This is a genomic window from Bradyrhizobium sp. 179 (genome assembly GCF_023073535.1).
Classification (GTDB): domain Bacteria; phylum Pseudomonadota; class Alphaproteobacteria; order Rhizobiales; family Xanthobacteraceae; genus Bradyrhizobium.
The window spans coordinates 37,304-62,457 of record NZ_JADPJR010000048.1; the positions used below are offsets into that span (position 1 = coordinate 37,304).

A 25,154-nucleotide genomic window follows, 5' to 3' on the forward strand; every position below is an offset into this window, starting at 1 on the left:
GGTCTATGATCGAGCTGGGGCACCCCACCGCGCGTTGCCCGCGCGGTGAAACTCGGTCGTCCGTAGCCGAAGGAACTGCTTAATCGCCGTCGCCGGGTCGGCGCACATCGTAACCGCCAACTGGGAGCTAATGAATCACTGGCTCACCATAGAAACGGCGGTGCAGCTTTTCGCTGACGCCGAAGCTGATTTCCAAGATGAGGCGCGGCGCGCGTTTGGCCAGCGAACCCATATGGAATCCGAAGGGATCCTCGACAAAGCCGAAGCCTTCAGGCCCCGTCAGTTTCACGATTGCTTCGCGACCATAGGTCCGCTCGATTTCCTCGGAGGGGTGGCCGACCATGAGGGTGAACTGGTGTCGCAGAAGGCGCTGCCTGTGGCTGCCCACGACATAGACATGCGGGCCCGAATTTTCGTCTACCGCTTCGATGTAGAAGAAGGACTTGATCATCCTCCAATCATCGAGATCAAAATGAAACCGGTCCTGTGAGGCTAGATGGAGGTCGTAGTCTTTCGCGTTCTTGCTCGGAAAGCTCCACCAGAGCCGCGTCGCGGTGACGCGCGCCTCGCCTCCCAGATAGTTCTGGGCGATCTGCAACAATAGCGGATCCTGCTGGACGCGGCAGGCCGCTTCGCAATCCAGCACGCGTTCGAAGAAGTGGCCTGTGACAATGGCCTTCCCGGTCGCAAGCTCGATCGGGCGATGTTCCTCGGCGACCAGCTCAATTTTGCGGTCGAAATTGCCGAAACAGGGCGTGCGTCGGGCAAAGGAAGAGATCTGCGACGTAATGTTTGCCGGAAGGCTGACGCCCTGAAATAGCCCGTCTCGCCGCAACTGCTCCGTCACATGCTCGGCGCTAAGTTCCGGGAAAAGCGTGTTCGTGAGATCGATGTGTTCCGGCGGAGCGGTAAACTTCCATGCGAGTTTGCGGAACAGCATCACGCGCCCCAGTGCAAACATCGGCAGCCATCGGGGATTTTCCTTGATGTCGGCTACATACGTCGGCAAACGTTTGAGCATTCGCTGAATCTTTGTGACCATTGCTTGGCCCGCTGTACGCATACAGTATTCGATTAGGCGCGTCGTGGAGTTGATTTGCTGCGCACCTCTTCATCCGCAAAGCCGCCCGGAGGCAACGAAGGCATCGGCGAGCCTCAGACGATCAGATCTTGTTGGAAGCGCAGGTGTAGGCCCTGGCCAGCAACCTCCTGCTCGCCGAAACGCCAAGCATCCGCCGCTGCATCGGCCGGATGGGGCCATGCGGTCGCGGCGGAATCGTCCTCCGGATCGAGCGCGGCGACAGGGGCCGAGGAAACCACCACCGGCGCCGTCAGGCTCGCATGCTGCTGTTCCGCACCCGCCTCGAAATGGAACGCGGACTCGGCCTGCTCGCGTAAGCCTTGGTCCCCGACGCTTTGGATGACCACGGTCACGACTTGGGGCGTGCCGTCGATCGTGGTCACGGTGAAAGTGTCGGTCAGCGCGTCGCAAGGCCTCAAGGCCTGGACGGCGGGGTTGTCGAGCGCGAGCACATACGTCCACGTGCCGCAGGTGGTCATCGTGAAGCTGCCGTAGCCGTTGTCGCTTGCCTGCGGACATGTTGTCGCTGTGAAGGTGTCGTCGGGATTGTCGACGTCCCTGTCGGACAAGGTGCCGCTGGCGCGTGGCGGAGGGTCGCAGGAATTGCTCGGCTCGGTCACGCGTCCGCAAGTATCGCCGCAGACGACCGCGGCGTCGTTGCTGCCCTCGATCGTGACGGTCACCGTCTGTGCCGTACCGTCCGCTGCCCTCACGGTGAAATCATCCGTCAGCGCCTGACCTGCGTTAAGCGCCTGCACCGCGCAATTGCCGTTGTCGAGCGCGAAGGTCCAGTGCCCGTCCGCGGTCATGGTGAAGCTGCCGTAGCCGTGGTCGCTCGGCTCCGGACATCTGATGGGGTCGAACGCGTTCGACGGACCGTCGACGTCGGTGGCGGTCAGAAGGCCGCACGCGGTCGGGACGCCCTGCGCCGAATTGTGGACCCCGCCCGCTTCAACCACGCGACCCTGGGTGTCCCCGGAAATGACGGCCGGATCGTCGGCGCCCCGGATGGTCATCGTCATGACCTGCGGCGTGCCGCCGATGGTGGTCACCGTGAACGTGTCGGTCAGGTTCTGGCACGCCGCAAGCGCCAGCACCGCGGCGTTGGCGGGATCCAGCGCGTACGTCCAGTGCCCGTCGGCCGTTATCGTGTAGCTACCGCAACCTTTGTCGCTGGTATGCGGAGAGTTCACCGCCGTGAACGTGTTGGCCGGATCGTCGACGTCGGTATCGGTGAGCGTGCCGGTCGCGGTCGGGACGTCGGGTGCCATGGACGCCGCCACGATTGCGGCGGCGGTCATGGCACCCGCTGCGACGGATCCACCCGTCTCGCCGCTTATCGCCGCCGCGTCGTCGGTGCCGGCGATCTCGACCGTGAAGGTCTGGCTCGCTGAGGCGAAGCCGTCAGACGCCATGATCGTGAAGCTGTCGGTGCTCGGCGCCTTCAGCGCGTTGATGGCGTCGTTGTTCGGCACGTAGGCGTAGGCGCCGGTCGCGCTGTTCAAGTACAGGATTCCGAAGGAGCCGGCCTTCTCGACGTCGTAGCTTGCGCCCGCGAAGGTGGAGGGGCCGACCGCGCCGCCCGCGATGCCAAAGATCGGCGTCGCGCCGGAGCCGAAGCTCGCGGCCGAGAAGCTGCCGCTGCTCGCCGAGAACTCGTCGAACGCGACCGTGTCGACCTCGACGGGGCCCGACCCGAGTGTCAGTGTGGGTGGCGAATGGATCAAGGGCGCATCCGGCGCGAAACTGGCCGGCACCACCAGCCCGGGAAGGGCATGTTGTGGAATGGGCCCGTCCGGCGGCTGGAAGTCGATCGGCTGCGGCGACTGATCGACCGCTTCGCCCGGAGGCGTGCCGGATCCGCCCGGGCCATGGTCTTTCGAGTAATTGGCGAGCACGTCCTGCTGCTGGTTCTGCAGGTCCTCCATTCGCGAAGCGTTGTTGGCGACCTGCGCGAAGCCGACGGAAGATCCGGTCCTGCTGAGGATGACCGTCTGCCCGGGATCGTCCACGATGATATGCCGCGGCACCGCCTCCTTCGTGACGAGTTCGAACGTGCCATGCTCGAACCCCTTGTAAGTGATGGAGGCGTCGTCGAACAAGGCGAGATCGGGATCGGCGGCCCACGCCTCCTTCAGCGCCGACAGGATCAACGTGAGGAAGGACAGCCCTCCGGCCCATCCGAGTCCCGCGACGACCGCCGACTCCCTTGCACGCTGGCCGCGGACGGACGCCGGACTGCGTTGGTCCGGCGCCGGCCAAAGACCGCTGAAGACACGTGCGAGCGACATCCTGAACGCCTCGCATGCTGCCGCTTCCGCCGACGCGGCCGGACCGATCGACCGAGTGTAAGTCGCCACCCGCCGAGGTTTCCGGTTCGACGCCAGCCTACGCTTTGTCGTCCCGAGGCCCCTTCACAAATTGTTGACTCGGTGTGCGCAAATGCGCTCTTTTGTTGGTCCGGAGCGGTCAGGACCGCCGTCCCCCACGACTGAAAACGATAGTCGCAACGTGCGATGTGGTGCGCCGGGCGCGGCTCTGCCATTATTCCGCAGGGGTGAAAGCGGGCTCTTCACGGACGGGAGCGGACGCATGCGCGGACAAAGGACGGTTGCAGGACTCCTCGGCCTTTTGCTCGTGGCGGTGGCGTGTCCGCCTGCGCGGATTTGGGCGCAGGAGGTCAAGCCGATCGGCAAGGTCGTGACCGTCGCCGGCAAGGCAACGATCGAGCATATCGATGCCGCGGTCGTGCAGGCGAGACTGTCCGATGACAGGGCCGGAGCGAAGCTCGGCGATCCAGTCTATCGAGGCGACGTCGTCAGGACCGGCGCCGACGGCGGCCTCGGTATCAATTTCGCCGACGGCAGCTCCTTCAGGCTGTCGAGCAACGCCAGCATGGAAATGAACGAGTTCGTCTACGATCCGGACGGCAACCACAATTCGACCCTGATCAGCTTGACCAGAGGCACCTTCACCTTCGTTGCTGGCAGCGTCGCCAAGACCGTCAGCATGAAGGTGGACACCCCGGTGGCGACGTTGGGGATCCGGGGCACCACGCCCCATATCGAGCTCTCCGAGGACGGCACGGTCAAGTTCGCCACTTTGATCGAGGACGGTAAGGACGCCGTCATGAAGCGGAAGGCCGGGTCCGGCCGTTGCGCCTCCCCGGCAGCGCAGGGTCGACCGCGCTCTCGGCGTCTGCCGGGGATGCTGAAGGTCGTCCGGACGGCGCCAGTTATGATCCTGCTGCTGGCCGTCCCCGCGTCGGCGCAGAAGCCGGAGAGTCAATTCCGGAACGTCGAGCTGTGCAACGCCACCTCGTCGCCGGACCGGAGGATCGAGGCCTGCTCGGCCTTCATCGCGGCCGGCCGTGGCGGGCCGCAGGCCATGGCCGTCGCCCACAACAACCGCGGCATCGGCTACGCGGCCAAGGCCGACTACGACCGCGCCATCGCCGACTTCGACGCGGCCATCCGCATCGATCCGACCTTCGCCAAGCCTGTCAACAACCGCGGCGCGGCAAGACTGAGGACGGGCGACTACGACGCGGCGATGGAGGATTTCGACCGGGCCATCGCCCTCCAGCCGACCTACCCCGGTGCCTTCGTCAACCGCGCTGAGGCCTGGCTAAAGAAGGGCGATCTCGTACGCGCCGAAAGAGACTATGCCGCGGCGACTCGCCTGAATGCCGACATGGAGGGGGCTTGGAGCGGCCTTTGCTGGACCCGGGCGAGCACGGGCGACCCGCAGGGCGCGGTGGAAGCCTGCGACAAGGCGATCAGGTCGGGCGCGCATACGGCCGCGACCTACGATTCCCGCGCGCTCGCCCACCTCAAGGCTGGACGAATCGATGCGGCCATAGCCGACTACGACGCCGCGTTGCGCATCGACCCCACGCTCGCCGCCGCGCTGTACGGCCGGGGCCGGGCGAAGATCCGCCGCGGCGAGACCGCTTCAGGAGAAGCCGACGTTGCGGCCGCGAAAGCTGTCCGGGGCGATATCGCCGACGAGTTCGCGCGCTACGGCGTGCGGTAATCCGTCCTCAATGCATGCCCCTCCGAGAAGACCATCGCCTCGCGAGGCTCGCGCCGATGGTAGTTTGGCTCACTCATGAGCTTTGGTCGCAAAGGGAGTGAGTTGTCGACTGGGAACCGTATCAGTACTGCGGCTGGTTCTAGCCGGGCAGCGTACTCTTCAGCTTTCGGCAGGGAGCCGACGGCCGCGTGAGTAGCTGCGGTGGCAAGCTACAGTTTGTCGGCCGCTGAGAGAGGCCGGGGAAGGGTAGGGCACTTCGCAATCCGTCGCATCGCAGGAATCCGCGACCGTCGGGCGATCCCGCGTCACGGACTGCGGGGATGGTCGTCGGCGAACTCCGTAGCGCCACCGAGACCACAACCATCGGCGGAGCAGATCAATGCGATCGGCCGCATGGATGCGATCATCGACAACTCTGGCGTCTACGCCGACGGTCAGCGCTTGCGCGTGGGTGTGGGCTCAAGAGCCTGGAGGAAGCCGGCAGCTACGCGACCTCGACGCTCGCCAGCCGCGCCTCCTGAAGGCCGGAAAGTGCGTCCAAAAGCGCAATACCGCGTCGTGATACCCACTTTGGCCGCCATTGGACGATCCGACGCGACAACATCGGCCGCCCGCAATGATGGGCGACCACGGCCGCGTGCCGACCTATCCGTTTGCACACAAACAAGACCCGTAGCGGCCCCGAAGAACAGTACCTGATTGTCCTGCACGCCACGGCATCACTCCCGCTGGGACAACCGCGAAATTCATCGCCGACAAGCACCCCACCAGGTCGCAGCATTTGCCTCATTCGTCATTTGACTTGCGCGATGTAAGGGGCTCATCTTGGAGTTGCCTCTGATGTTCTCAAGCGCGTGGGGATCGGCCTAACACCTGACGGAAGGGATAATGGCTGATTGCCGGTGTCGGCCGGGTCCGAAGCAGCATGCGTCGTTCCCCCTAACGGACGGGACCGTTAGCACTCGCCCGCCCACCGAATGCTGCTGTGGTTCTGGTTTTCCTTGAAGCTGGAGCACTAGAATGATGTTTCCATCATGGTCATATGCGCCGGAATGCTTTTCGATAGCTAGCAGATCACACATGGATATCGTCGGCCTAGGTGCACTCCTTGTCTTAGTGCTCCCGTCGATCGCGTTCGCCGCTGAGAAGCCGGCATATAGCCCGGACGCTGCAACGCCACTCGTAACGACTTCACGCATCTCTGCGACGGTCGAGCTCGGGCTGCCGGCTCTCGCTGCAGCGATCGAGCGGGACATTCCTAAGCGACTTGCCACCATAGACGAACGCATCAACTGCGTTCATCGTCATGTTTTCATCTTCCGGGTCAACGCCAACTGCGACGTATGGGGATTTGTCGACCGCACGAGCCCGGTCTCGCTGTATGGCCGGGGCGATCGCGTCTTCGGCGCGGTCTCCATACATGGTGCTGCCGAAGGTCAGGGAGCTAATCGGTTCACGGCGCGCATCCGGGGCGAGACCGAGGCACGCGCGACGATCGAGGTTGAAGCGCGCCCCGAGCTGCGGAGGGATGGATCGCTCCAGCTCAACATCAGCGACTCGTTCCACTGGAGTGAACATCCCTACCTTCACGTGCTGGGTCGCGAGTTTGACCTTGCCCCCTATGTCGAGCCCAATATTCGAACCCAGCTGGGCCGCATCCGGTCGCGCGCGCTGGCCGCGGCGCGGGCACTCGACCTGCACGGCAAGGCCGAGACCGCATGGCGGCACGCGTTTAACCCCATTAATATCTCGGAGGATCCGCCGATCTGGCTGCAGCTGATCCCGCAGACCGCGGCGTTCGCGGGTGTCCGCGCCGATGGCAAGGTGTTGTTGGGATCGCTTGAACTTACCGGCTCCGCCGAAACTCTAATCGGGCAGCAGCCGCCAGCTGTCACGGCAACGGCTCTCCCGCCGCTCGGCGCCGCGGTGGCTGAGCCGGGCACCTTCGATGTCATTCTTCCCGTGCGCATCAACTACGAGGCGGTCAAGGAAAAGGTAAGCCAGGCAATTGCAGCCGTTCCGGCGCAGAACACGTCCGTGCGCGAGGTTCAGATCTACCCGTCCTCGGGCAAACTCGTGGTCGGCCTTCGCATAGCAATGAGCTCCGACGCCGATCCCAACGCGGGCCAATGGATCTATCTTTCGGCCCAGCCAAAAGTCGATGCCGACAATAGGACCTTTGGCCTTTCCGAAATTGATCTGACGACGTCAGAGGACAGCCAGATTGGATCTGCCGTGCAACAGCTCGCGGCGCAATTGAAGAATGGCTCTAATCTCGACTACGGCATTTCCTACCAAAACCTGCTCATGGCCGCGAACGAACGCTTGACGCGCCCGCTGAAGGACGGCTTTCGCATGGAGGGCCACCTTGACTCCGCAAAGCTTGGAAAAGTGCACTTGCTGCGCGAAGGCATCCTGATTGCCCTTCATGCCAGCGGCGGTCTGAAGATAGTTTACGGACTGTAAGCACGTGAGCTCGACCATGCGATACTTCACCAGCAATCTCTTTGGTGGCTGGCCGCGCAGGTGGATGTCGACCGCGCTCATCGCCACGGCTGTGCTTGGCCTTCCGGGAATGGCGTCGGGCCAGACGACATTTTATGATGGGCCGGAATCGTTGCTCAACGGCGCCCCGGGCACCTTAGTGCGGCAGGAGCCGATGGACGGTGCTCCGCTCGGCGCCTCCACTTATCGCGTGCTCTATCGCTCGACGGGGCTGAACGGTCGGCCGGTCTTTGTGTCCGGCGTCGTCATCGTTCCGCAAGGCACGCCCCCGCTCGGCGGACGTCCGATCGTTGCTTGGGCACATCCGACTTCGGGTATCGTCCCGCGTTGCGCCCCATCGCTCGCCATTTTTCTGTTTCAGCAGATCCAGGGACTTCGCTCGATGATCTCACGTGGCTTCGTCGTTGCGGCGACCGATTATCCAGGGCTCGGTACGCCGGGCCCGCATCCTTATCTGGTCGGTGAGAGCGAAGGTCGAGCCGTGATTGATATTGTGCGCGCGGCACGCTCCGTTCCCCGCGCAGGCGATGGCAAGGACTTCACGGTTTGGGGGCATTCACAAGGCGGGCAGGCCGCGCTCTTCGCCGGAATGATCGCAAACGCCTACGCTCCTGAGCTGAAGCTTCTCGGTGTCGCTGCAGCGGCCCCGGCAACGGACCTCGTGAAGCTGATGAGCGACGACATCAACACGATCGGCGGCAAGAACATCACAGCGATGACGCTTTGGTCGTGGCACCGGGTCTACGGCGTCGCCATAGACAACGTCGTCGATCCGCGCGCCATGCCTGCAATCGACAGGCTGGCGCAAGAATGCATCGAAGGCCCTTTCGACCTGATCGTCAGGCAGAGGACAGGGCGGCCACTCGAGCAATATTTCCTGACCGTGCAAGATCCGAGCAAGGCAGAACCTTGGCGATCGCTTCTCGAACAGAACAGCACCAGGGTGCTCTCCCCTGAGATCCCCATCTTTCTTGCGCAGGGGGCCAACGACCAGGTCATCCAGCCCGCGGTCACGCAGGCCTACATGGACAAGTTGTGCAAAGCCGGCAGCAAGGTCAGGATGGTGATGTTGCCCGGTATCGGCCACGGACGCGCAGCCCAGGCGAGCGCGATGGCGGCGGTAAATTGGATGACTGACCGCTTCACGGGAAAAAGACCGCCGGACGATTGCGTCAGATAGGCTTGTCCAGAACGCCAAAGGAGTTGGTCAGCTCTTAGCTACGCCTTCAGCGTGCGGTGGCGTCCCAATTTTCGGCCGTTGCCCAGTAATCAGTAGCGGTCAAAACGTCTCGGTAATCTTGCCAGGCGATCGGCAGTTCGCGGAGACCTATTCAGGACAACCTGCAGGATCGATCTCACGCGCTCGCAAAACGGCAATTCCTGTTATTAGCTCGTTTAAGCAGCGTCTCATTTAGAAAGCTGCCAAGTTTCGGGAAGCCGCCGAACAGTTGTGGGCGGTACTCAGCGAGACCTTCTAATGAAGCGCGTCAGGCAGGCTGAGGCTGCTTTGCAAATCAATGACTGGTTGGCCGCACCAGGGGTAGCGCCGCCTACTGCACTTGGGCAGGCAGCTGGCACGGCGAAAAGGCCATCTCATGAAGTTTCTGACCGACTATCTTGAGCGCGCGGTCCAGCTAAATCTGGCGATCAGCGAACCGGATTCAGCGTTGAAATTCAGCTGCTTCAACTAGCCGGGCCATATCGCGAGCTGGCCCAAAGCGGGCGAGGACTATGGGGCTCCCGCGGCCAAGTCGACCAAAAATCGTTTGGGTTGAAGACCGGAAGATCTTGGCCAGTGTCAGGAGCTGCGCGGCGAAACCCGCCGAGTGGAAAGAATCGCGGCCGCAGAAAAATCCGCTACTCAGACGTCGTTCGGGGGGTACGCGCCGCGGCCTCCAGTGATTTCTCTGGTGGCAAGCGCCTCAGGTCGCGGCGCCGCGATCGACGGCAAGATCTCGAAGAGCGCCACTAACGCACCCCAACGACGGCTCCCCGATCGTCAGAATGAGACTCATCTCGAGCATTGCCAGTGAAACACCGGGTGCGCCCGCTTAACCCCGCCGCTCAGTCCGCCAGCGCGGTCCGCCGGTGCGTTATTCGGCGCCGCATGGACGAGCTTCCTCGCGGGGTCTGCGGTTGTCACTCCTGCCCTGGCGGGAAGGAGCCACCGTGCCGGTTGCGGCGGCCCGTTCGCCTTATCCACCGTCAGTCCCAGCGTCCCAGCCTCAATCGCCGGCGTCGATCCTCGGTCCCTCAAAATCTGGCCATGCGTCGGCGCCGCGCATGTGGTGCAGGTGAATTTCGGCCCGAAACCGGAGAGGCGGACATCGTCCGGGCATTGGTCGACCTCGGCCAGGGGATAGCCGGATCATGTGGCCGCAGCGGTAGGGCAGCGCGCGAGAGTCTTCGCGCCATGATCCGAACGCCCCAAATTACCTCTCGCGATTTCGTGCCGATGGAGGATCGAGTCCCCGGGAGCGGGCAGGCGGGCGCAAAGCGACAGCGGCGTGGGGCAAGTCAGCAGCGGAGTCCAGCAGCTTGCAAGCGCCTCCTTCGCTAAGTCTGTGGAGCAGCCTGAGTGGGAGCGGTGACCCTGGATTCTTGCGCCGCTTCTGAGGATGCTGATCGCGGCCTCCGGTTCTCAGCGGCAGTGATCAAGGATACACCGCGCCGGCCGTCGGAGCGCGCAATTGCGCCGCTACTAAGTGAGGTCGAAAGCAACGCTGTAATGGCCGGAGGTGTTACGGAGGTGAACCTGCCGCAAGCCTCTAAAAACTCGCGCCGATCGTCTTCTTCTTCTGAAGGTGACATCGTACGCCTCATAATTTTTTGAATATAGAAAGTTGGTCGATGGCAGAGTTAAGAGGTTCAATCACGAAATGTAACCACACTCCGTTGGGAATCGAAGTCCTCACATGCTGCCTGGGGCACAAACCATCAATTGCGATCGGAGTGCCCCATGAAGATCATCCTGGCTCGACGGATTCACAAGAGCACTTTAACCCCGCGTGCGATCAAGTTGGAGAGCACCAAGTGGCAAAAGCGACCAAGAGCAAGCGCAAAGAGTACACCAAGGACGATGTCAGGCTAATCAAGGCACATTCCAAGGCTCGCAGGCCGGTGGCCCAAGTTTCTAAGCTGATGAAGCGATCAGAGGGTTCGTTGAGGCAAAAGGCGCGTAGTCTTGGAGTTGGCTTGGGCCATCAGCGCTAACCTGGTGCAAAGAGATGGCAAGCCGCGTAGGCGGGTAGGTCCCTCATCGCTTGAGAAATATAGTCCGAGGGTTCGACGGCTGGACAAAGGCCCGATGGCACCAGAGCCGGGCCCGTCTTCGCGAACCTGCCGATCGGCGTCGGCGCGGTCGTGTCCCCGGTGGTGGTGTAGCTCGGTAGAGCAAAGCCGCCCGGACGCGCGCCGTCACATAGTGCCGTAGCGGGCGGGCGGCTTTGGGGTGGTCACCGGCAGTTCGCCGGTAGGGTCGGGTTGCTGACACCAACCTGATTCGAGGAACCACCGATGACCGATGAGATGATGAACCTCCGCACGCTCGTGGAGAAGACCCCTGATGCGGATCTACTGCGCGAGATGATCGGCTTTGCTGCCCAGCGATTGATGGAGCTGGAAGTGGAAGGCCAGACCGGGGCCGCCTACGGCGAGAAGAACCCGGAGCGTCTGGCACAGCGCAACGGCTACCGCGACCGGACTTGGGAGACCCGCGCCGGCACGGTCGAGCTTCGTATCCCCAAGCTGCGCAAGGGCTCCTACTTCCCGGGCTTTCTGGAGCCGCGCCGGATGGCCGAGAAGGCGCTCACCGCCGTGGTGCAGGAAGCCTATGTGCAAGGCGTCTCGACCCGCTCGGTGGACGACCTTGTTCAGGCCCTGGGAATGAGCGGCATCTCCAAGAGCCAGGTCTCGCGGCTGTGCGCGGAGATCGACGACAAGGTAAAGGCATTCCTCGGCCGTCCGATCGAGGGCGACTGGCCGTATCTGTGGATCGACGCTACCTACGTGAAGGTGCGCCAGCAGGGGCGTATCGTATCTGTCGCGGTGATCGTCGCGGTCGGCGTCAGCAGCGACGGCCGGCGCGAGGTTCTCGGCATGGACGTCGGGCCCTCCGAGGCCGAGACGTTCTGGACGGCATTCCTGCGCAAGCTCGCCCGCCGCGGCCTGCGCGGCGTCAAGCTGGTCGTCTCCGACGCCCACGAGGGCATCAAGGCCACCGTGGCCAAGGTGCTCAACGCCTCTTGGCAGCGTTGTCGCGTCCACTTCATGCGCAATGCGCTGGCCCATGCCGGCAAGAGCGGCCGTCGCGTCGTCTCCGCCTTCATCGCCACCGCGTTTGCCCAGGACGATGCCGAGGCCGCTAAAATGCAGTGGCGCAAGGTCTCCGACCAGCTCCGTCCCAAGCTGCCCAAGCTTGCCGGCTTCCTCGACGAGGCCGAGACCGACGTGCTCGCCTACATGACGTTCCCACCGCAGCACCGGACCAAGCTGCACTCGACCAATCCGATCGAGCGGCTCAACGGTGAGATCAAGCGGCGCACCGAGGTGATCGGCATCTTCCCCAATGAGGACGCCATCGTCCGCCTCATCGGCGCGATCCTGCTCGAGCAGAACGACGAATGGGCCGTCCAGCGCGCCCGCTACATGACGCTGGAAACTATCGCTCTGTTGAGCGATGATCCAACCGTCAGCCTCCCGGCTATCGCCAGCTGACCAGTCCGGCTCTTGCCGGCGAACGCGGTCTCCCACCGCCAGTTACACCACGCTTAGGGACACGATCGAGTATTGCGCAAACACGGGTCGGAACGTGGCCGAGTGCTGCATCGCCGGTGCGAACCTCCGCACAGGCAACCGGATGGCTTCCCCTCCAACAATCACTGTGGTCCGAGAGAAGGTTGGAAGGGCCGAAACAATAAATCCGCTTACTACTCCTTCACTGCCCACGATTGTTGAGTCAACTTCGCGATCTTCGTCGACCGGAACGGCCAAGCTGACAAAATTTGGGCCGCAGGGAAAATGCAGCGCATCATTGGGATCCCCAGGGTGGGTTAAAACCTGGCCGGCAACGATTTGGCGGATCTCGAGGTAGGGCTGGATTAGCAGAAGGTCTTCATCGCTGAGATTTCGAAGAAGATTATTGGCCGGACGCGTGGTGGCGGCTTTATGCGCCGGAGTCGGTCGCATCATTTATCCGGAATGTTCTAGGACGATCGGCACTTTCACCTTAGTTCCACAAACCGGAACTGACTGTGCAAATGTGCACACACGCGCGATTTGAGAGAGAGCTCGCCCCTTCTCCTGGTGATTTCCAAAGAGAGCCACGCCTCCACTTCCGGGGCAGGCGTGGCCAAGGCGACAGGCGTGCGAAGGCGGCCGAGCTACTCGAGAACGTCAAGATCTGATAGATCGCGGGGGGCAGCCTGAAGGAGCCTCTCGAGCAGTGCGGTAGTCGCGGCACGACTGAAGAGATCGGCTGGGTACCGCCTGATGTTTTGCACGCGACTGATGCATTTTCAGGATTAAGGTGATCGTCCGCGTGGCCCTATTGGGCGAAGTCAACGATGGAGCGTGCGGCCCAGATCTAGCGCGATAACGGCGTATCGGCGATGTCGAGCAACGCGCCGAGCCCCTGACGCAGGCGGCGGGTCGCGACGCTATCGTTGGCAAGTCCAAACACTGCCAGCGAGCGCGCGGTGACACCGTAGGCGTGTCCGAGCTCGAAGTCCGTCATGGACGCATCCGGCTGGTTGGTGTCGATCAGGCTGAGCCAGCTGCGCCCGTCGGTGACCGCCGGCAAGATGAAGTTCACGATGTCATGGTGGGCGTTGTAGACCAGAAGCATCGTCGCGTCCGAGCCGCGTCGCTTGATGCCGGTCTCCTGGGCGCGCCCGTCGAGCAGCATGCCAAAGCACTTGGCGTTGCCGTCCTGCCATTGCTCGTCGGTCATCTCTTCGCCGGACGGTGACAGCCAGGTCACGTCCTTGACGTCGAGTTCTTCGTGGTGGGAGCCGATCAGGAACCGGCTGCGATAGAGGATCGGGAAGGCCTTGCGTGTCGCAATCAGCTTGCGCGTGAATTCACGAAGATTGCGGCCGTTTGCCGAGATACCCATCCAGTCGAGCCAGGTGGTCTCGTTGTCCTGGGCATACGCATTGTTGTTGCCTCGCTGAGTGTGTCCAAACTCGTCGCCCGCGAGCAGCATTGGCGTGCCGTGGGACAGCAGCATCGTCGCGAGCATGTTCCGCTTCTGGCGTTCGCGCAGCGCCGTGATCTCTTGATCGTCCGTGGCTCCTTCGGCGCCGCAATTCCAGGAATGGTTGTTGCTGTGGCCGTCGCGATTGTTCTCCCCGTTCGCCTCGTTGTGCTTTTCATTGTACGAGACGAGATCATTGAGGTTGAAGCCGTCATGCGCGGTGACGAAGTTGACGCTCGCCCATGGCCGCCGCCCCCGCTTGTTGAAGAGATCGCCGGACCCTGACACACGTTTGGCAAGGTTTGCCAGCGTGCCTTCATCACCCTTCCAGAAGGCGCGCACGGTATCCCTGAACTTGTCATTCCACTCGGCCCAGCCGGGCGGAAACTGGCCGACCTGGTAGCCGCCAGGGCCGATGTCCCAAGGCTCTGCGATCAGCTTGACGCTGGACAGCACCGGATCCTGACGGCAGGCGTCGAGGAAGCCACCGCCTTCGTCGAAGCCATAGGGCTCGCGTGCGAGGATGGTGGCCAGGTCGAAGCGGAAACCGTCGACCCGCATCTCCGTCGCCCAATAGCGCAGGGAATCCGCAACCAGTTGCAGCACCCCTGGGTGGGAGAGGTTCACCGTATTTCCGGTGCCGGTATCATTGATGTAGTAGCGCTTCTGGTCCGGCAGCAGGCGGTAATAGCTGGCGTTGTCGATCCCCTTGAACGACAAGGTCGGGCCGAGTTCGTTGCCTTCCGCCGTGTGATTGTAGACGACGTCGAGGACGACCTCGATGCCATGGGCATGGAACTGGTTGACCATTTCCTTGAATTCGTTCGCGAACGGCGTCCTCAGGTAACGCGGCTCTGGCGCGAAGAAGGCAATGGAATTGTAGCCCCAGTAATTGCGCAGGCCCTTGTCGACCAAGTAGCTATCGTCGACGAAGGCATGGATCGGCAGCAGCTCCGCACTGGTGATCCCGAGCAAGCGCAGATACGCGGGGATTTCCGAATGCGCGAGGCCGGAGAACGTGCCGCGGTCTGCCTCGGGCACCAGCGGATGCAGCTGCGTAAAACCCTTGACGTGCATTTCGTAGACGATCGTCCGCTCCCACGGTACCTCGGGTTTGCGCGCCGCGCCCCAGGTGAACGCGGGGTCGATGACGCGGCACTTCTGCATCAGCGGCGCGCTGTCGCGCTCGTCATAGGAGAGGTCCTTGTCGGCGTGATCGAGCTGGTACCCGAACAGCTCGGGCGCCCAACGCAGTTGCCCGACCAGCTGCTTGGCATACGGATCGAGCAGGAGCTTGTTGGGATTGAAGCGGTGTCCGGCGTCAGGCTCATAGGGTCCATGGACGCGATAGCCGTAGACGGTGCCGGGACGGGCCGAGGGCAGATAGCCGTGCCAGACCTCGTCGGTGTATTCCGGAAGCTCGATCCGCTCGAGTTCGGTTTCACCGTTGTCGTCGAACAGGCAGAGCTCGACATTGGTGGCGTGGGCCGAGAACAGCGCGAAATTGACCCCGAGGCCGTCCCAGGTGGCGCCGAGCGGAAACGGTTTGCCCTCGGTGATACGGGATCGGCGGAGGCTCGACGCCGCCCGCGTCAGGGCGTCGTCCGATTGCGTCTTTTGGTCCATGTCTGCCTCCGATGACAATCCGGTCAGGATGTCGACGCTGGTGTGGGTATCTCGGTTGCGGCCTGCTCGGTGGCCGCAGCCGAGGCGATCACGGCCGCGGGAGGTACGTCGGCCGGCTTGGCCGGCGGGTTGGCGCGCTGCTTGGCGACTTCCTTGCTGATCGCGGAGATCGAATTGCCGATACGCTCGGCGATCGCGGTCAGCTCGGCATCGGACAGACCCAAACGTTTTCTCACGAGGCGCATTTGAGTGCGGTCGGTCAGGTCGAGCTTGTTGCGAATCGATTTTGGCGTCGAGCGGCGCATGGTGGCAACTCCTGTGTGTTGGTCGTAACAGTCGCCTGATCATTCCGTTCCAGCGGGTAGCAAATGGCGTTAGCTGGTCGCGCTTATCTCCAGACCGGCGGAAGGTATGGGCATCCGGATCGCCTCTTCGGTTGCGGGTTCACGGTGGCAGGGCTCGGATCGGCTGTGGCTGGCGCGAACGCCTGTGGCGAGGAACGAATGCACGCACGCCAGCTTTTTCCTGCGCAGGCATCTTTCAAGCGATCGTACGACCGACCCATCGCAGTTCGCCGAGGCATGCCCAACTCCGTGCATGGGGCGCGAAAGGGAAAGATTTGATTCAGAGACTGGGAATTGCCGGACAGGCCCGGCGACACGGTGCTTACATCGTCGATCAGGGGATAAGCTTCAACCTCTGGGCCCCGACGGCTCGCTCGGTGGAGTTGCTGGAGGTGGGGCGACCGCCACAGCGGATGGTGGGCGATGACGACGGCTGGTACCAGCTGCTCAGCTCGACAGCGCATGTCGGCACGCGCTATCAGTTTAGGATCGACCAGGACCTCATCGTCCCGGATCCGGCCTCGTTCTTCCAGCCTGATGATGTCGGTGCGCCCAGCGAGGTGATCGATACGTCGGGGTTACGTGATGCCACCCTCTATCCGGGGCGGCCATGGGCGGACGCCGTGATCTACGAGCTGCACGTCGGCACCTTCAGCGAGGAGGGGACGTATGCCGGCGTCGAGAAGCGGCTGCCCTATCTGCGCGATCTCGGCATCACGGCCATCGAGCTGATGCCGATCAACGACGTCCCCGGCCGGCACAATTGGGGTTATGACGGCGTGCTGCTGAATGCGCCCAATGCTCGCTACGGCAGGCCGCAGGATCTCAAGCGGCTGTTGCGGGCAGCCCACGATCTCGACATCATGGTCTACCTCGACGTGGTCTATAACCACTTCGGACCGCAGTTGAATTATCTGCACAGCTACGCGGAGAATTTCTTCAACAAACGCCACAGCACCGGCTGGGGGCCTGCCGTCAACCTCGAGGGACGCGATGGCGCGTTCGTGCGCGAGTTCCTGATCGAGAACGCGCTGATGTGGTTGCGCGACTACGGCTTTGACGGGCTACGCTTCGATGCCGTTCATGCGCTGAAGGACGATTCCGAACGGCATTTCCTGGTCGAGCTTGCCGAGACCATCCGGCATGAATTGCCGGGCCGGCGCGTGCATCTGATGCTGGAGAATGAGGCCAATCAGGCGCACCTGCTGGACCGAGTGGACGGAGCCCCGAGATATTACGACGCCCAGTGGGGTGACGATTTCCACAATGCGCTTCATGTCCTGCTGACGGGAGAAGAGGAGGGATATTACCGCGCGTTTGCGGACAAGCCGCTCGAACACCTTGCGCGATCGCTCACGGAAGGTTTTGCCTACCAAGGCGAGATCTTCGCGCTTCATAACGAGCCTCGCGGCGAGCCGAGCGCCCATCTGCCGCCGGACGCCACGATCTTCTTCGCGCAGAACCATGATCAGATCGGCAATCGGGGTTTGGGCGAGCGACTATCAAAATTGGTGAGCCCGGAAAAGCTTTGCCAGGCGATGGCGTTGGTCTTGCTCAATCCGCACATTCCGATGCTTTTCATGGGGGAGGAAGCGGCTGTCGAAACGCCGTTCCTGTTCTTTGCAGACTGGACGGGACAAGCCGCCGAGTTGACGCGGGAAGGGCGGCGCAAGGAGTTTTCCCAGTTCAAGGCCTTCTCGACGCCCGAAATGCGTGCCAGGATTCCAGACCCGTGCGACGAAACGACGTTTCAGGCCTCGAAGCTCGACTGGAATAGCATCGACCATTCTCCCGGGAGCGCCAAGTTTCGGACGCTGACGACGCAGCTGCTGAAGATACGGCACGACAAGATCGTACCTCTTATCAAACAGGGCTTCGTTTCGGCGCGACGTGAGCTACTGGGCCAGGATAGCGGCAGTGGCGGTGTGGACGTGCGCTGGCAGACTGAGAGGGGGGACATTCTGCAGATTGTCGCCAACTTTGGCGACCACCAGCTGCCCATGCCGGATTTGGTCGCAGGCGATTGCTTGTGGCGAGGAGTCCCCGCAGAATCGGGAGCGCTACTGCCAGGCGATATCACGGTACAACTTGGTCAGCTCTGAGACGCCAAAGGACGATGTTAGTGGGCAAGAGGGATCAAGGGCCTTGTCGATTTACACGCACTGAAGACGTCAGTGCCCTGAGTGGAACTTCGAGGTCCCAAATTTGCGTTCTCCGGCGGACTAGAGGGCATCCCACAGTGCTTTGCCCGCCCGGATGCGAGCTTCCGATGCGCTTCAGCCTGTTGCAAAGCTGTTCTTTGAGCCCGAGTCCGGCTCACCGCTCGCCAGCCGCTCGACCCGAATAGCCTATTCAAGATACTCTGTCAGCAATTTCACCCGAGTGCCGACGCGTTGGGTGCTACTACACCCCGGGACTGCGTCGCCCCTTGGGAGCGTCGATTTGCCGAATGGATGCTCGGCCGTCTCGCGACGCTGGCGCATGGCTTGCGGGTTCGCATCGAGGCACTGCTGCACAGCTGCAAAGTACATGTTCATGCTCCATCGTGTGCTGCCCTGAATTGCCCGATCCTTGGTGGGTCGGTCGTCAGCGTCGTATCGATGTTCAGCAGAAAACTGCCACGGCGCATCGATGTAGTTAGCGCCGCTGGCCGACATCGAACTTGTACGTCAATACCAGTTATGAAAAATTGCGACGCTTTTCATAGCCTAGACTTCTCCGACGTTTTCTGTTCCTCGCTAAGGCTCTCCATTCTGCTCTTTGCTTCCTTGATGTGGACTGCGGCTCGCCCCAGAGTAGCTCCTTCGGCTGTGAAGGAGGCCTAATCTTGAGACGGCGTGGTCCAGACCTCGAAGACGATATCGAAGTTGAACGTGGTGCAGCCGCAGATGAGTTGATGCCCCGCCATGTGTCGCCTCCCATTTGCGCAGCGGTTGACCTGCACCATCACGGAGGCCTGTGAAGTGAACTCGGGCGCACTAAGTTTTATGAACTTATCGGGGATGGTCGAGTGGCCAAGAGTTGGACGACGTTTTTCATCTGAGGCTGCGAAGTCGCTGTCAAAATTCCATAACATCCGATTTGCGAATGTCCGGAGTTCGCGCTAAGCGGACTAGAGTCGCCCAGGCGGCCGAAGGCCGCCCGGAGTCACTCCTCGCGGCAGGCTATTGCGGCGCGGGAACCGCGACAACTATTGCTCAACTTCGCTCGCCGCCGACAAGGTAGGCTGTTCGCGCATCGCTGGCCGGTAGCGCTTGGTTAGTTTGGCTATCCGGATTTTCGTGTGGATCCGCGGACGGATTGACGTTTTTCGAGCTGACTTGCGAGAGGGACGAGAATTAGCAAGAATCGCCACGGTTGGACGACGCAAGTCGGCTGCAGGTGAGACGCGCGTCCGAGCGGTTGGCTGGCGCGGACAGGGCACGGCTCAAAGGCGCCGATATGCGCCCACTATCGCAGTAGGCTTCAGCGTCGACGGCGAAAACCGCTTGGCGAATTGACGAATGTCAGTGCGAGCTTGCGGAAACCCAAAGAGCATGCCGTCTGTTGCCTTGCGCACAATTCACTAAGCGGCGCGCGGTTTGGGGATCAGATCGCGGATCTTCAATGCCTTGATCGCGGTCGAACGCTAAACCGGTACCTCCTTTTGCTGATCGCACTCGGGGGCGAAGCGGCATCGCCGAGGGAAGACGATGATGAATATTGAACGATATACCGAGCGCTCGCCCGGTTTCATCCAGTCCGCGCAGTCGCTGGCGATGCGCGAAGGTCATCAGCAGTTTTCCACCCTGCATCTGCTGAAGGTCCTGCTGGATGACAGCGAGGGGCTTGCTGGCGGTCTGATCGACCGCGCCGGCGGCGATTCCCGTGCAATCCTGAAGGCGACCGAGGATGCCCTGAACAAGCTGCCAAAGGTCTCCGGCTGCGCATGGTGAAGAAATAGGCGATCAGCTCCTGGATCATGATGCCCCAGAGCAGGGTGCCGGTGAGGACGAAGATCTCCTTCTCCTCATTGGGAATGCGCCGCGAATCCAAGATGTGGAAGACTCGCATTGATAATAGGCCGCATGGCAGCGGGGCTGCCGCTTTGAGAAAGAGTGCTGTGTGGGACGCGTGCGGAAGCTCCTGGGAAGTGGCCCAGGGAGCATTTCCTGCTAGTTGCTGAGCTTGATGAAGTTCGGGAACTTGACGTCGACCGTGGCGACGTCCTTGGGCCAGACCGCGCTCTGCTTGCCGTTCTGCCATTGCAGCATCAGGCCGGTGATCAAGCCCTTGCCATATTTTATCGAGTGCGTGAACGGGTCGTCCTTGCCGTAGAACTGGACGCGGCCAATGGTGCCTTCCCAGTCGGTCTTCTCCAGCGCAGCAACGAGCTTGTCCGCCTCGGTCGAACCGGCCCGTTTCACCGCATCGGCAATGTAATAGACCTCGTCATAGGCAGTGTAGCCGGCATACGACGGATAGTTACCGAACTTCTTCTTGAAGTTCTCCGCGAACGGCACCGACTTCGGCGTGACAGCCACACCCGGTCCCGAGACGCCCTGATAGAGGACGCCTTCCGCGGCCTGGTTGGTGTCCTTACCGAACGTTTCGTTGGTGGCTTGCGAGGAGATGCCGAACATCGGGATCGGCACCTGCTGGTTCTTCCACTGCACCGTCGGCTGCACACCGACATGGGAAATGCCGGTGATGATCACGTCGGGCTTGGAGCCCTCGATCTTATTGAAGATCGGCGTAAAATCGGTGGTGTCAGGGGAGAAGCGGATGTGGTCGAGCACTTTCAGCCCGATTTTGGGCAGGCATTCCTCGTAGCCGATGTCGAGCGGCTTGGTCCAGGCAGCGTCCTCGCTCATGATGACTGCTGTCTTCATGTGCATCTTGTCGACGAGCAAGTCCTTGGCGCCATCGCAAACCGAGAGCGCCAGGGCCGCCGAAGTCAGATAGCCGTGGAAGGTGTACTTGTTCTTCTCGTAATCGGCATGGACGCTCTTGCTGATCTCGTTGGAGGCAGCACCGGGCGTGACGAACGGTGTCTTCAGCCGCGAAGCCCACGGTTCCAGCGCAAGTACGACCTCGCTGATGTAGCTTGCGATGACTGCGTTGACCTTGTCCTCGTTGACGGCACGCTGGAAGGCACGCACAGAATCCGCGGAAGAGGAGTGATTGTCGTAGGAGATAATTTCGATCTTGCGTCCATCGACGCCGCCATTGGCGTTGATCTCGTCAGCGGCAAGTTGCGCCGCCTGTGGGATGGAGGCGCCGGCGATCGCCTGCGCTTCCGCGATAACGCCGATCCGAAGTGGATCCGCCGCAAGTGCCGCGCCTGGTGCCGTCATCAGCACACTGGCCGCAGTACCAAGTGCTATTCGCAACGCAGCAGAGAGTCTCTTTTTCATGTTGTTCTCTCCCTTCAACAGGCCTCTTGTGAGCCATTGGGGCGCGACTATAGCGGCCTACAGATTCTCGGCAAGTGAAACTGCATTCATGATTGCGGGGAGCGGCCTCGCATACTGGCATCCGAGAAGGGCGGCGCGACGAGTATTCAAGTGTGGTTGGACTTCCGAAACGAGCTCAGCGCACCTGACTCACGCCATCTCCCTCAGCGCGCTTTGGTCCGGAACGACCGCAGCATCTTGGCCAAGCCGGGAGCGGCGGCACTCAGCTCGTCCAGATGTATGCGCGAGAGCGATCGCAGCTTCTGCTCGCCCTTGGCCGTCAGCTTGACGAGAACGCGCCTTGTGTCCTCGGGATCGGCTTCCCGGCCGATCAGCTTGAGTTTCGCCATGCGATCCACCAGCTCCACCGCCGTATGGTGCCGGATCAGGAGGAAGCCGGCGATGTCGCCAATGCTGGCGCCGCCGGGGCTGGCGAACCCCTTGATCGCCAGCAACGCCTGATGCTGCTGTGGCGTCAGCCCGGCGTTCTGGGCCGCGGCTTCGCTGAAAGCAAGGAAGGTTCGCAACTGGTAGCGGAATCGGGCTAGCGCCGCGTAGTCGGCCTCACGCATCGCGCCGCCCTTGGCGGGCACGCCATGCGCCCTGCGTCCAGTCTTCCGCTTTGATTCAGCCATTCCTGCCTTCGACGTCAGCCCGCCGGCGAAGCGGTCGCTGCCGAGACTATCAAGGAAGGACGGCGGGACCAATCGGCGGGGCCGCGGATGCACAAATATCCGGTGCTCCTCAGCTGCCTATTCGAAGCTGGACAGCAGGATCTTGACCAGGATGACCTGGAACGCGATCGGGATGCGGACGCTCTTCCGCCTGATCGAGCGCTGCAGCGCGCCCGCGATCTCGGCGCTGGTCAGGTTACCGGCCGCCGCATCGGTGATCAACTCGCCCCACATCTGCGACAGCGAGCCGCCGGGCGGGATCACGGGCTTGATGGTCACGCCGCAGCCTTGCGCCCAGTCGACGATCTCCCGCATGGTGTGAGGACCGCAGTTGCGCGCAGTTGCGAGGCGCTCGGCCGTCAGCGCGCGCAGCAGTTCACGCGAGGGCGACCAAGTCCCCTTAGGTGGCTGCTCGCCGGTGAGTTCGACCGCGAGCTCCTTCAGGACATTCTGGGCGCGCCCGCTCAGCTTCTGCATCGGGCCAAGTTCCCGTTTCGCCTGAATGGCGCCAACCGCTAGTCCCCGCTTGCCGGCAGACCGGTTGCGCGGCTCGGACATGCGGGCCGCATCGCTGGACTGCGGCGCCGCACGCGTGTCGCTCCCCTCTCTGACCGGCCACGCCGCCTCCTGCAACTCCGCCTTTTGCGGCCAAGAGCGTCGCTTCCGGGCACCCGCTATCGTCGTTTGCCGCGCCATTTCTCCCGCTGAACCCTCCAGCCTCTTACTCACAAAGACTAATATATATCGCAATCCGATATGTTTTCACGTGACAATTTTTGTCGTTCGACCAAAGGCGAAATTGACAGAAGGACTTCACAAGCAATGTTTACGTGCAGGAGCTACACGCGGATGTGACGTGCCCGGTGCAGGCAGGCCCTCGAGGTCTGCTGCCGCAGGACAGGTCGTGTTGTGCCTGCAAACAAGAATGACATTCGGAGGAAACGATCATGACCGACAATCTCATCCGCCGCGGCCTCTCGCGCCGCAGCCTGCTCCAGACCACTGCAGGTCTCATCGGCGGCTCGGTGCTGCCGGCAATGCCGGCCCTTGCCGAGGACAGGCCGATCGGCACGTATCCTGCGGGCGTGTCCGGGTCCACGGCCTTCATCGGAATCTCGGTGCCGCGCACCGGCACCTATGCCGTCCAGGGCGAAGACGAACTCAAGGGCTATCAACTCGCGATCGAGCACATCAACAGCGGTCACGACCTGATCAAGAAGATCTCGCCGAAGACCAGCAAGGGCGTGCTCGGCAAGGAGCTCAAGTTTGGCGTCGCGGATTCCGCGGCCAAGCCGAACGAGGCGGTGCAGGCGCAGCAGCGCTTCATCAGCGAGAACAAGGCGATCATGATCACCGGCGGCACCTCGAGCGCGGTCGCGGTCGCGCTCAACAAGCTCGCCCAGCGCGAGAAGGTGATCTTCGTGTGCGGCATTTCCGGCTCGAACGACACCACCGGCAAGGACTGCGTCCGCTACGGCTTCCGCCAGAACTTCTTCGGCCAGACCGCCGCCGCGGCGATCGGCCCCGTCATGGTCAAGGAGTTCGGCAAGGGCAAGAAGGCTGCGTATCTCACGCCGGACTACACCTACGGTCACACCGTCACCAAGTCGATGCAGGACTTCCTTGCGACCGCCGGCTGGACCACCGTGACCAACCAGGTGGCGCCGCTCGGTGCGCCTGACTACTCCTCATATCTTCTGAACGTCGCGAATTCCGGCGCCGACGTGCTGATCAACGTCAACTGGGGCCACGACGCGGTGCTGTCGACCCAGCAGGCCAAGCAGTTCGGTGTCCTCGACAAGATGAAGCTGGTGGTACCGTATCAGGTGCCGTTCATTGCCCGGGAGACCGGCGGCTTGATGCAGGGCGTCTACGCTGCCACCGACTATTGGTGGACACTTGAGGACAAGTTCCCGCTGGCCAAGATGTTCAACGAGGCCTTCGAGAAGAAGTACGGCTACAAGCCGGAATGGGGCGCGGAGAACGCCTATGTCAGCTTCGCGCACTGGGCCCGCATGTGCGAGCAGGCCGGCAGCTTCAACCCGCCCGATGTGATCAAGGCCTATGAGAAGGGCGAGACGATCCCCTCGCTCGTCGGCGACGTGCATTACCGTCCCGAGGACCATCAGTGCGTCCGCCCGGTGGTCATCGTAAAGGGTAAGCAGCAGAAAGACATGAAGAACAAGGAAGACTGGTACGACGTGGTCGAGGTCGTCCCCGGCGACGGCCTGATGCAGAAGCCGGACGCCTTCGGCTGCCATCTCGGCGACTACAGCTGAGCCCGCTCTAACCCCTGTGACGCCGCGGGCTGCCCTCTGCTCCGTGCGGTGTCACCTTTTTGGCGCGCTCCGTCGCGCCTGCGCAGCAGTGACCATTTCATGATCAGTTGGCCCAACCTCGTTTCGCAGCTTTTCAACGGGCTGGCGCTCGGCGCGCTGCTCGCGCTGATCAGCTCCGGTCTGACCATCATCTACGGCACGCTCGGCGTCCTCAACCTCGCCCATGGCGCGATGTTCATGATCGGCGGCTACGCCGGCTTTGTCGCCTACCAGTACACGGAATCGTTCGTCCTCGCCGTTATCGCGGGATCGCTGTTCGTGATGCTGCTCGGCGTGCTCATGGAACGCGTCATCATCCGCCATTTCTATCATCGCCCGCACGAGGATCAGCTGCTGGTGACCTTCGGGCTCGGTATCTGCTTCGTCGAGCTCGTGCGCCTGATCTTTTCGAGCCAGTCGCAGCTGGTGCCACCCCCGGCGATGTTCCGGGGCATCACTAATCTCGGCTTCATGTTTTATCCGACCTACCGCCTCGCCGTGGTCGGCATCGTCGCCATCGCCCTCGGCGCGCTGTTCATCATCCTCTACCGGACCAGGCTCGGCATGATCGTGCGCGCCGGCATCGAGGATTCTGTGATGGTCGATTCGCTCGGCATCAACGTCTATCGCGTCTTCATGGTCGTGTTCGGCATCGGTGCGATGGCCGCCGGCTTTGCCGGGATCGTCAACGCGCCGGTGGTTTCGCTGACACCGGGCATCGGTGACGACATCCTGGTCCAGACGTTCGTGGTGGTGGTGATCGGCGGCGTCGGCTCGTTCCCCGGTGCGATCCTCGGCGGCCTGATTGCCGGCGAGATCATCAGCGTCACCTCCATGTTCAACCCCGGCTACGCCTATGTGATGCTGTTTGCGGTGATGACGCTCGTACTCGTGGTGCGACCGCATGGCCTGCTCGGCGTTCAGGGCCGCGAGTAAGTCA

General features: G+C 62.2%; 15 protein-coding genes and 2 pseudogenes. 8 read left to right on the forward strand and 9 right to left on the reverse strand.

Annotation, left to right across the window (positions count from 1 at the left end; translation table 11 throughout):
* Nucleotides 1-127: 127 nt before the first annotated feature.
* Together IVB12_RS10860 and IVB12_RS10865 are read right to left on the reverse strand one after the other, a co-directional pair.
* On the reverse strand, nucleotides 128-1,021 hold the full coding sequence (locus tag IVB12_RS10860) for a hypothetical protein (protein ID WP_247298700.1): 894 nt from the start codon (nucleotides 1,019-1,021) through the stop codon (nucleotides 128-130).
* A 134-nt stretch (nucleotides 1,022-1,155) separates the two neighbouring features.
* Nucleotides 1,156-3,183 (reverse strand): VCBS domain-containing protein, encoded by a 2,028-nt coding sequence (locus IVB12_RS10865; RefSeq protein ID WP_247298703.1) that lies wholly within the window; start codon nucleotides 3,181-3,183, stop codon nucleotides 1,156-1,158.
* Between the two features lie 598 nt (nucleotides 3,184-3,781).
* On the opposite strand from IVB12_RS10865, the gene IVB12_RS10870 reads away from it, so the two are divergent.
* From IVB12_RS10870 to IVB12_RS10885, 4 genes are all read left to right on the forward strand, one after another.
* A complete protein-coding gene (locus tag IVB12_RS10870; protein WP_247298706.1) occupies nucleotides 3,782-5,116 on the forward strand; it encodes a tetratricopeptide repeat protein in 1,335 nt (444 codons plus the stop codon).
* 1,080 nt (nucleotides 5,117-6,196) lie between these two features.
* Nucleotides 6,197-7,582, forward strand: a complete 1,386-nt coding sequence (locus IVB12_RS10875) for a DUF4403 family protein (RefSeq protein ID WP_247298707.1) — start codon at nucleotides 6,197-6,199, stop codon at nucleotides 7,580-7,582.
* Nucleotides 7,583-7,598: 16 nt separating this feature from the next.
* Nucleotides 7,599-8,801 (forward strand): alpha/beta fold hydrolase, encoded by a 1,203-nt coding sequence (locus IVB12_RS10880; RefSeq protein WP_247298710.1) that lies wholly within the window; start codon nucleotides 7,599-7,601, stop codon nucleotides 8,799-8,801.
* A gap of 2,336 nt (nucleotides 8,802-11,137) precedes the next feature.
* Entirely contained in the window at nucleotides 11,138-12,337 is a 1,200-nt protein-coding gene (locus IVB12_RS10885; protein ID WP_247298713.1) for an IS256 family transposase, read from the forward strand.
* Between the two features lie 42 nt (nucleotides 12,338-12,379).
* Here the strand turns inward: IVB12_RS10885 and IVB12_RS10890 are convergent, their stop codons facing one another.
* The 3 genes from IVB12_RS10890 to IVB12_RS10900 form a co-directional block, all read right to left on the reverse strand.
* Nucleotides 12,380-12,811, reverse strand: coding sequence for a hypothetical protein (locus tag IVB12_RS10890; protein ID WP_247298715.1), 432 nt, complete (start codon nucleotides 12,809-12,811; stop codon nucleotides 12,380-12,382).
* A gap of 394 nt (nucleotides 12,812-13,205) precedes the next feature.
* Complete coding sequence (glgX, locus tag IVB12_RS10895) at nucleotides 13,206-15,443, reverse strand: glycogen debranching protein GlgX (RefSeq protein WP_247298717.1); 2,238 nt, start codon at nucleotides 15,441-15,443, stop codon at nucleotides 13,206-13,208.
* Between the two features lie 23 nt (nucleotides 15,444-15,466).
* Nucleotides 15,467-15,748 (reverse strand): DUF3606 domain-containing protein, encoded by a 282-nt coding sequence (locus IVB12_RS10900; RefSeq protein ID WP_247298722.1) that lies wholly within the window; start codon nucleotides 15,746-15,748, stop codon nucleotides 15,467-15,469.
* 314 nt (nucleotides 15,749-16,062) lie between these two features.
* Between IVB12_RS10900 and treZ the strand changes: the two genes are divergently transcribed.
* Both treZ and IVB12_RS10910 read left to right on the forward strand, forming a co-directional pair.
* Nucleotides 16,063-17,889, forward strand: a complete 1,827-nt coding sequence (gene treZ / locus IVB12_RS10905) for a malto-oligosyltrehalose trehalohydrolase (protein ID WP_247298724.1) — start codon at nucleotides 16,063-16,065, stop codon at nucleotides 17,887-17,889.
* A 1,593-nt stretch (nucleotides 17,890-19,482) separates the two neighbouring features.
* Nucleotides 19,483-19,710: pseudogene (locus IVB12_RS10910) on the forward strand (Clp protease N-terminal domain-containing protein); the annotation flags it as partial.
* On the opposite strand, the pseudogene IVB12_RS10915 reads toward IVB12_RS10910, so the two are convergent.
* From IVB12_RS10915 to IVB12_RS10930, 4 genes and pseudogenes are all read right to left on the reverse strand, one after another.
* Nucleotides 19,706-19,816, reverse strand: a pseudogene (locus tag IVB12_RS10915) (branched-chain amino acid ABC transporter permease); the annotation flags it as partial. The pseudogenes IVB12_RS10910 and IVB12_RS10915 sit on opposite strands and share 5 nt — an antisense overlap.
* A gap of 125 nt (nucleotides 19,817-19,941) precedes the next feature.
* Entirely contained in the window at nucleotides 19,942-21,183 is a 1,242-nt protein-coding gene (locus IVB12_RS10920) for an ABC transporter substrate-binding protein (RefSeq protein ID WP_247298726.1), read from the reverse strand.
* A 203-nt stretch (nucleotides 21,184-21,386) separates the two neighbouring features.
* Nucleotides 21,387-21,857: a MarR family winged helix-turn-helix transcriptional regulator gene (locus IVB12_RS10925; protein WP_247298728.1), complete on the reverse strand. Its 471-nt coding sequence runs from the start codon at nucleotides 21,855-21,857 to the stop codon at nucleotides 21,387-21,389.
* A 117-nt stretch (nucleotides 21,858-21,974) separates the two neighbouring features.
* On the reverse strand, nucleotides 21,975-22,373 hold the full coding sequence (locus tag IVB12_RS10930; protein ID WP_247298732.1) for a hypothetical protein: 399 nt from the start codon (nucleotides 22,371-22,373) through the stop codon (nucleotides 21,975-21,977).
* Nucleotides 22,374-22,843: 470 nt separating this feature from the next.
* Here IVB12_RS10930 and IVB12_RS10935 point away from each other — a divergent pair, with 470 nt between their 5' ends.
* Nucleotides 22,844-24,175, forward strand: a complete 1,332-nt coding sequence (locus IVB12_RS10935; RefSeq protein WP_247298735.1) for a substrate-binding protein — start codon at nucleotides 22,844-22,846, stop codon at nucleotides 24,173-24,175.
* A 99-nt stretch (nucleotides 24,176-24,274) separates the two neighbouring features.
* Complete coding sequence (locus IVB12_RS10940; RefSeq protein WP_247298737.1) at nucleotides 24,275-25,150, forward strand: branched-chain amino acid ABC transporter permease; 876 nt, start codon at nucleotides 24,275-24,277, stop codon at nucleotides 25,148-25,150.
* The last annotated feature ends 4 nt before the right edge of the window (nucleotides 25,151-25,154 follow it).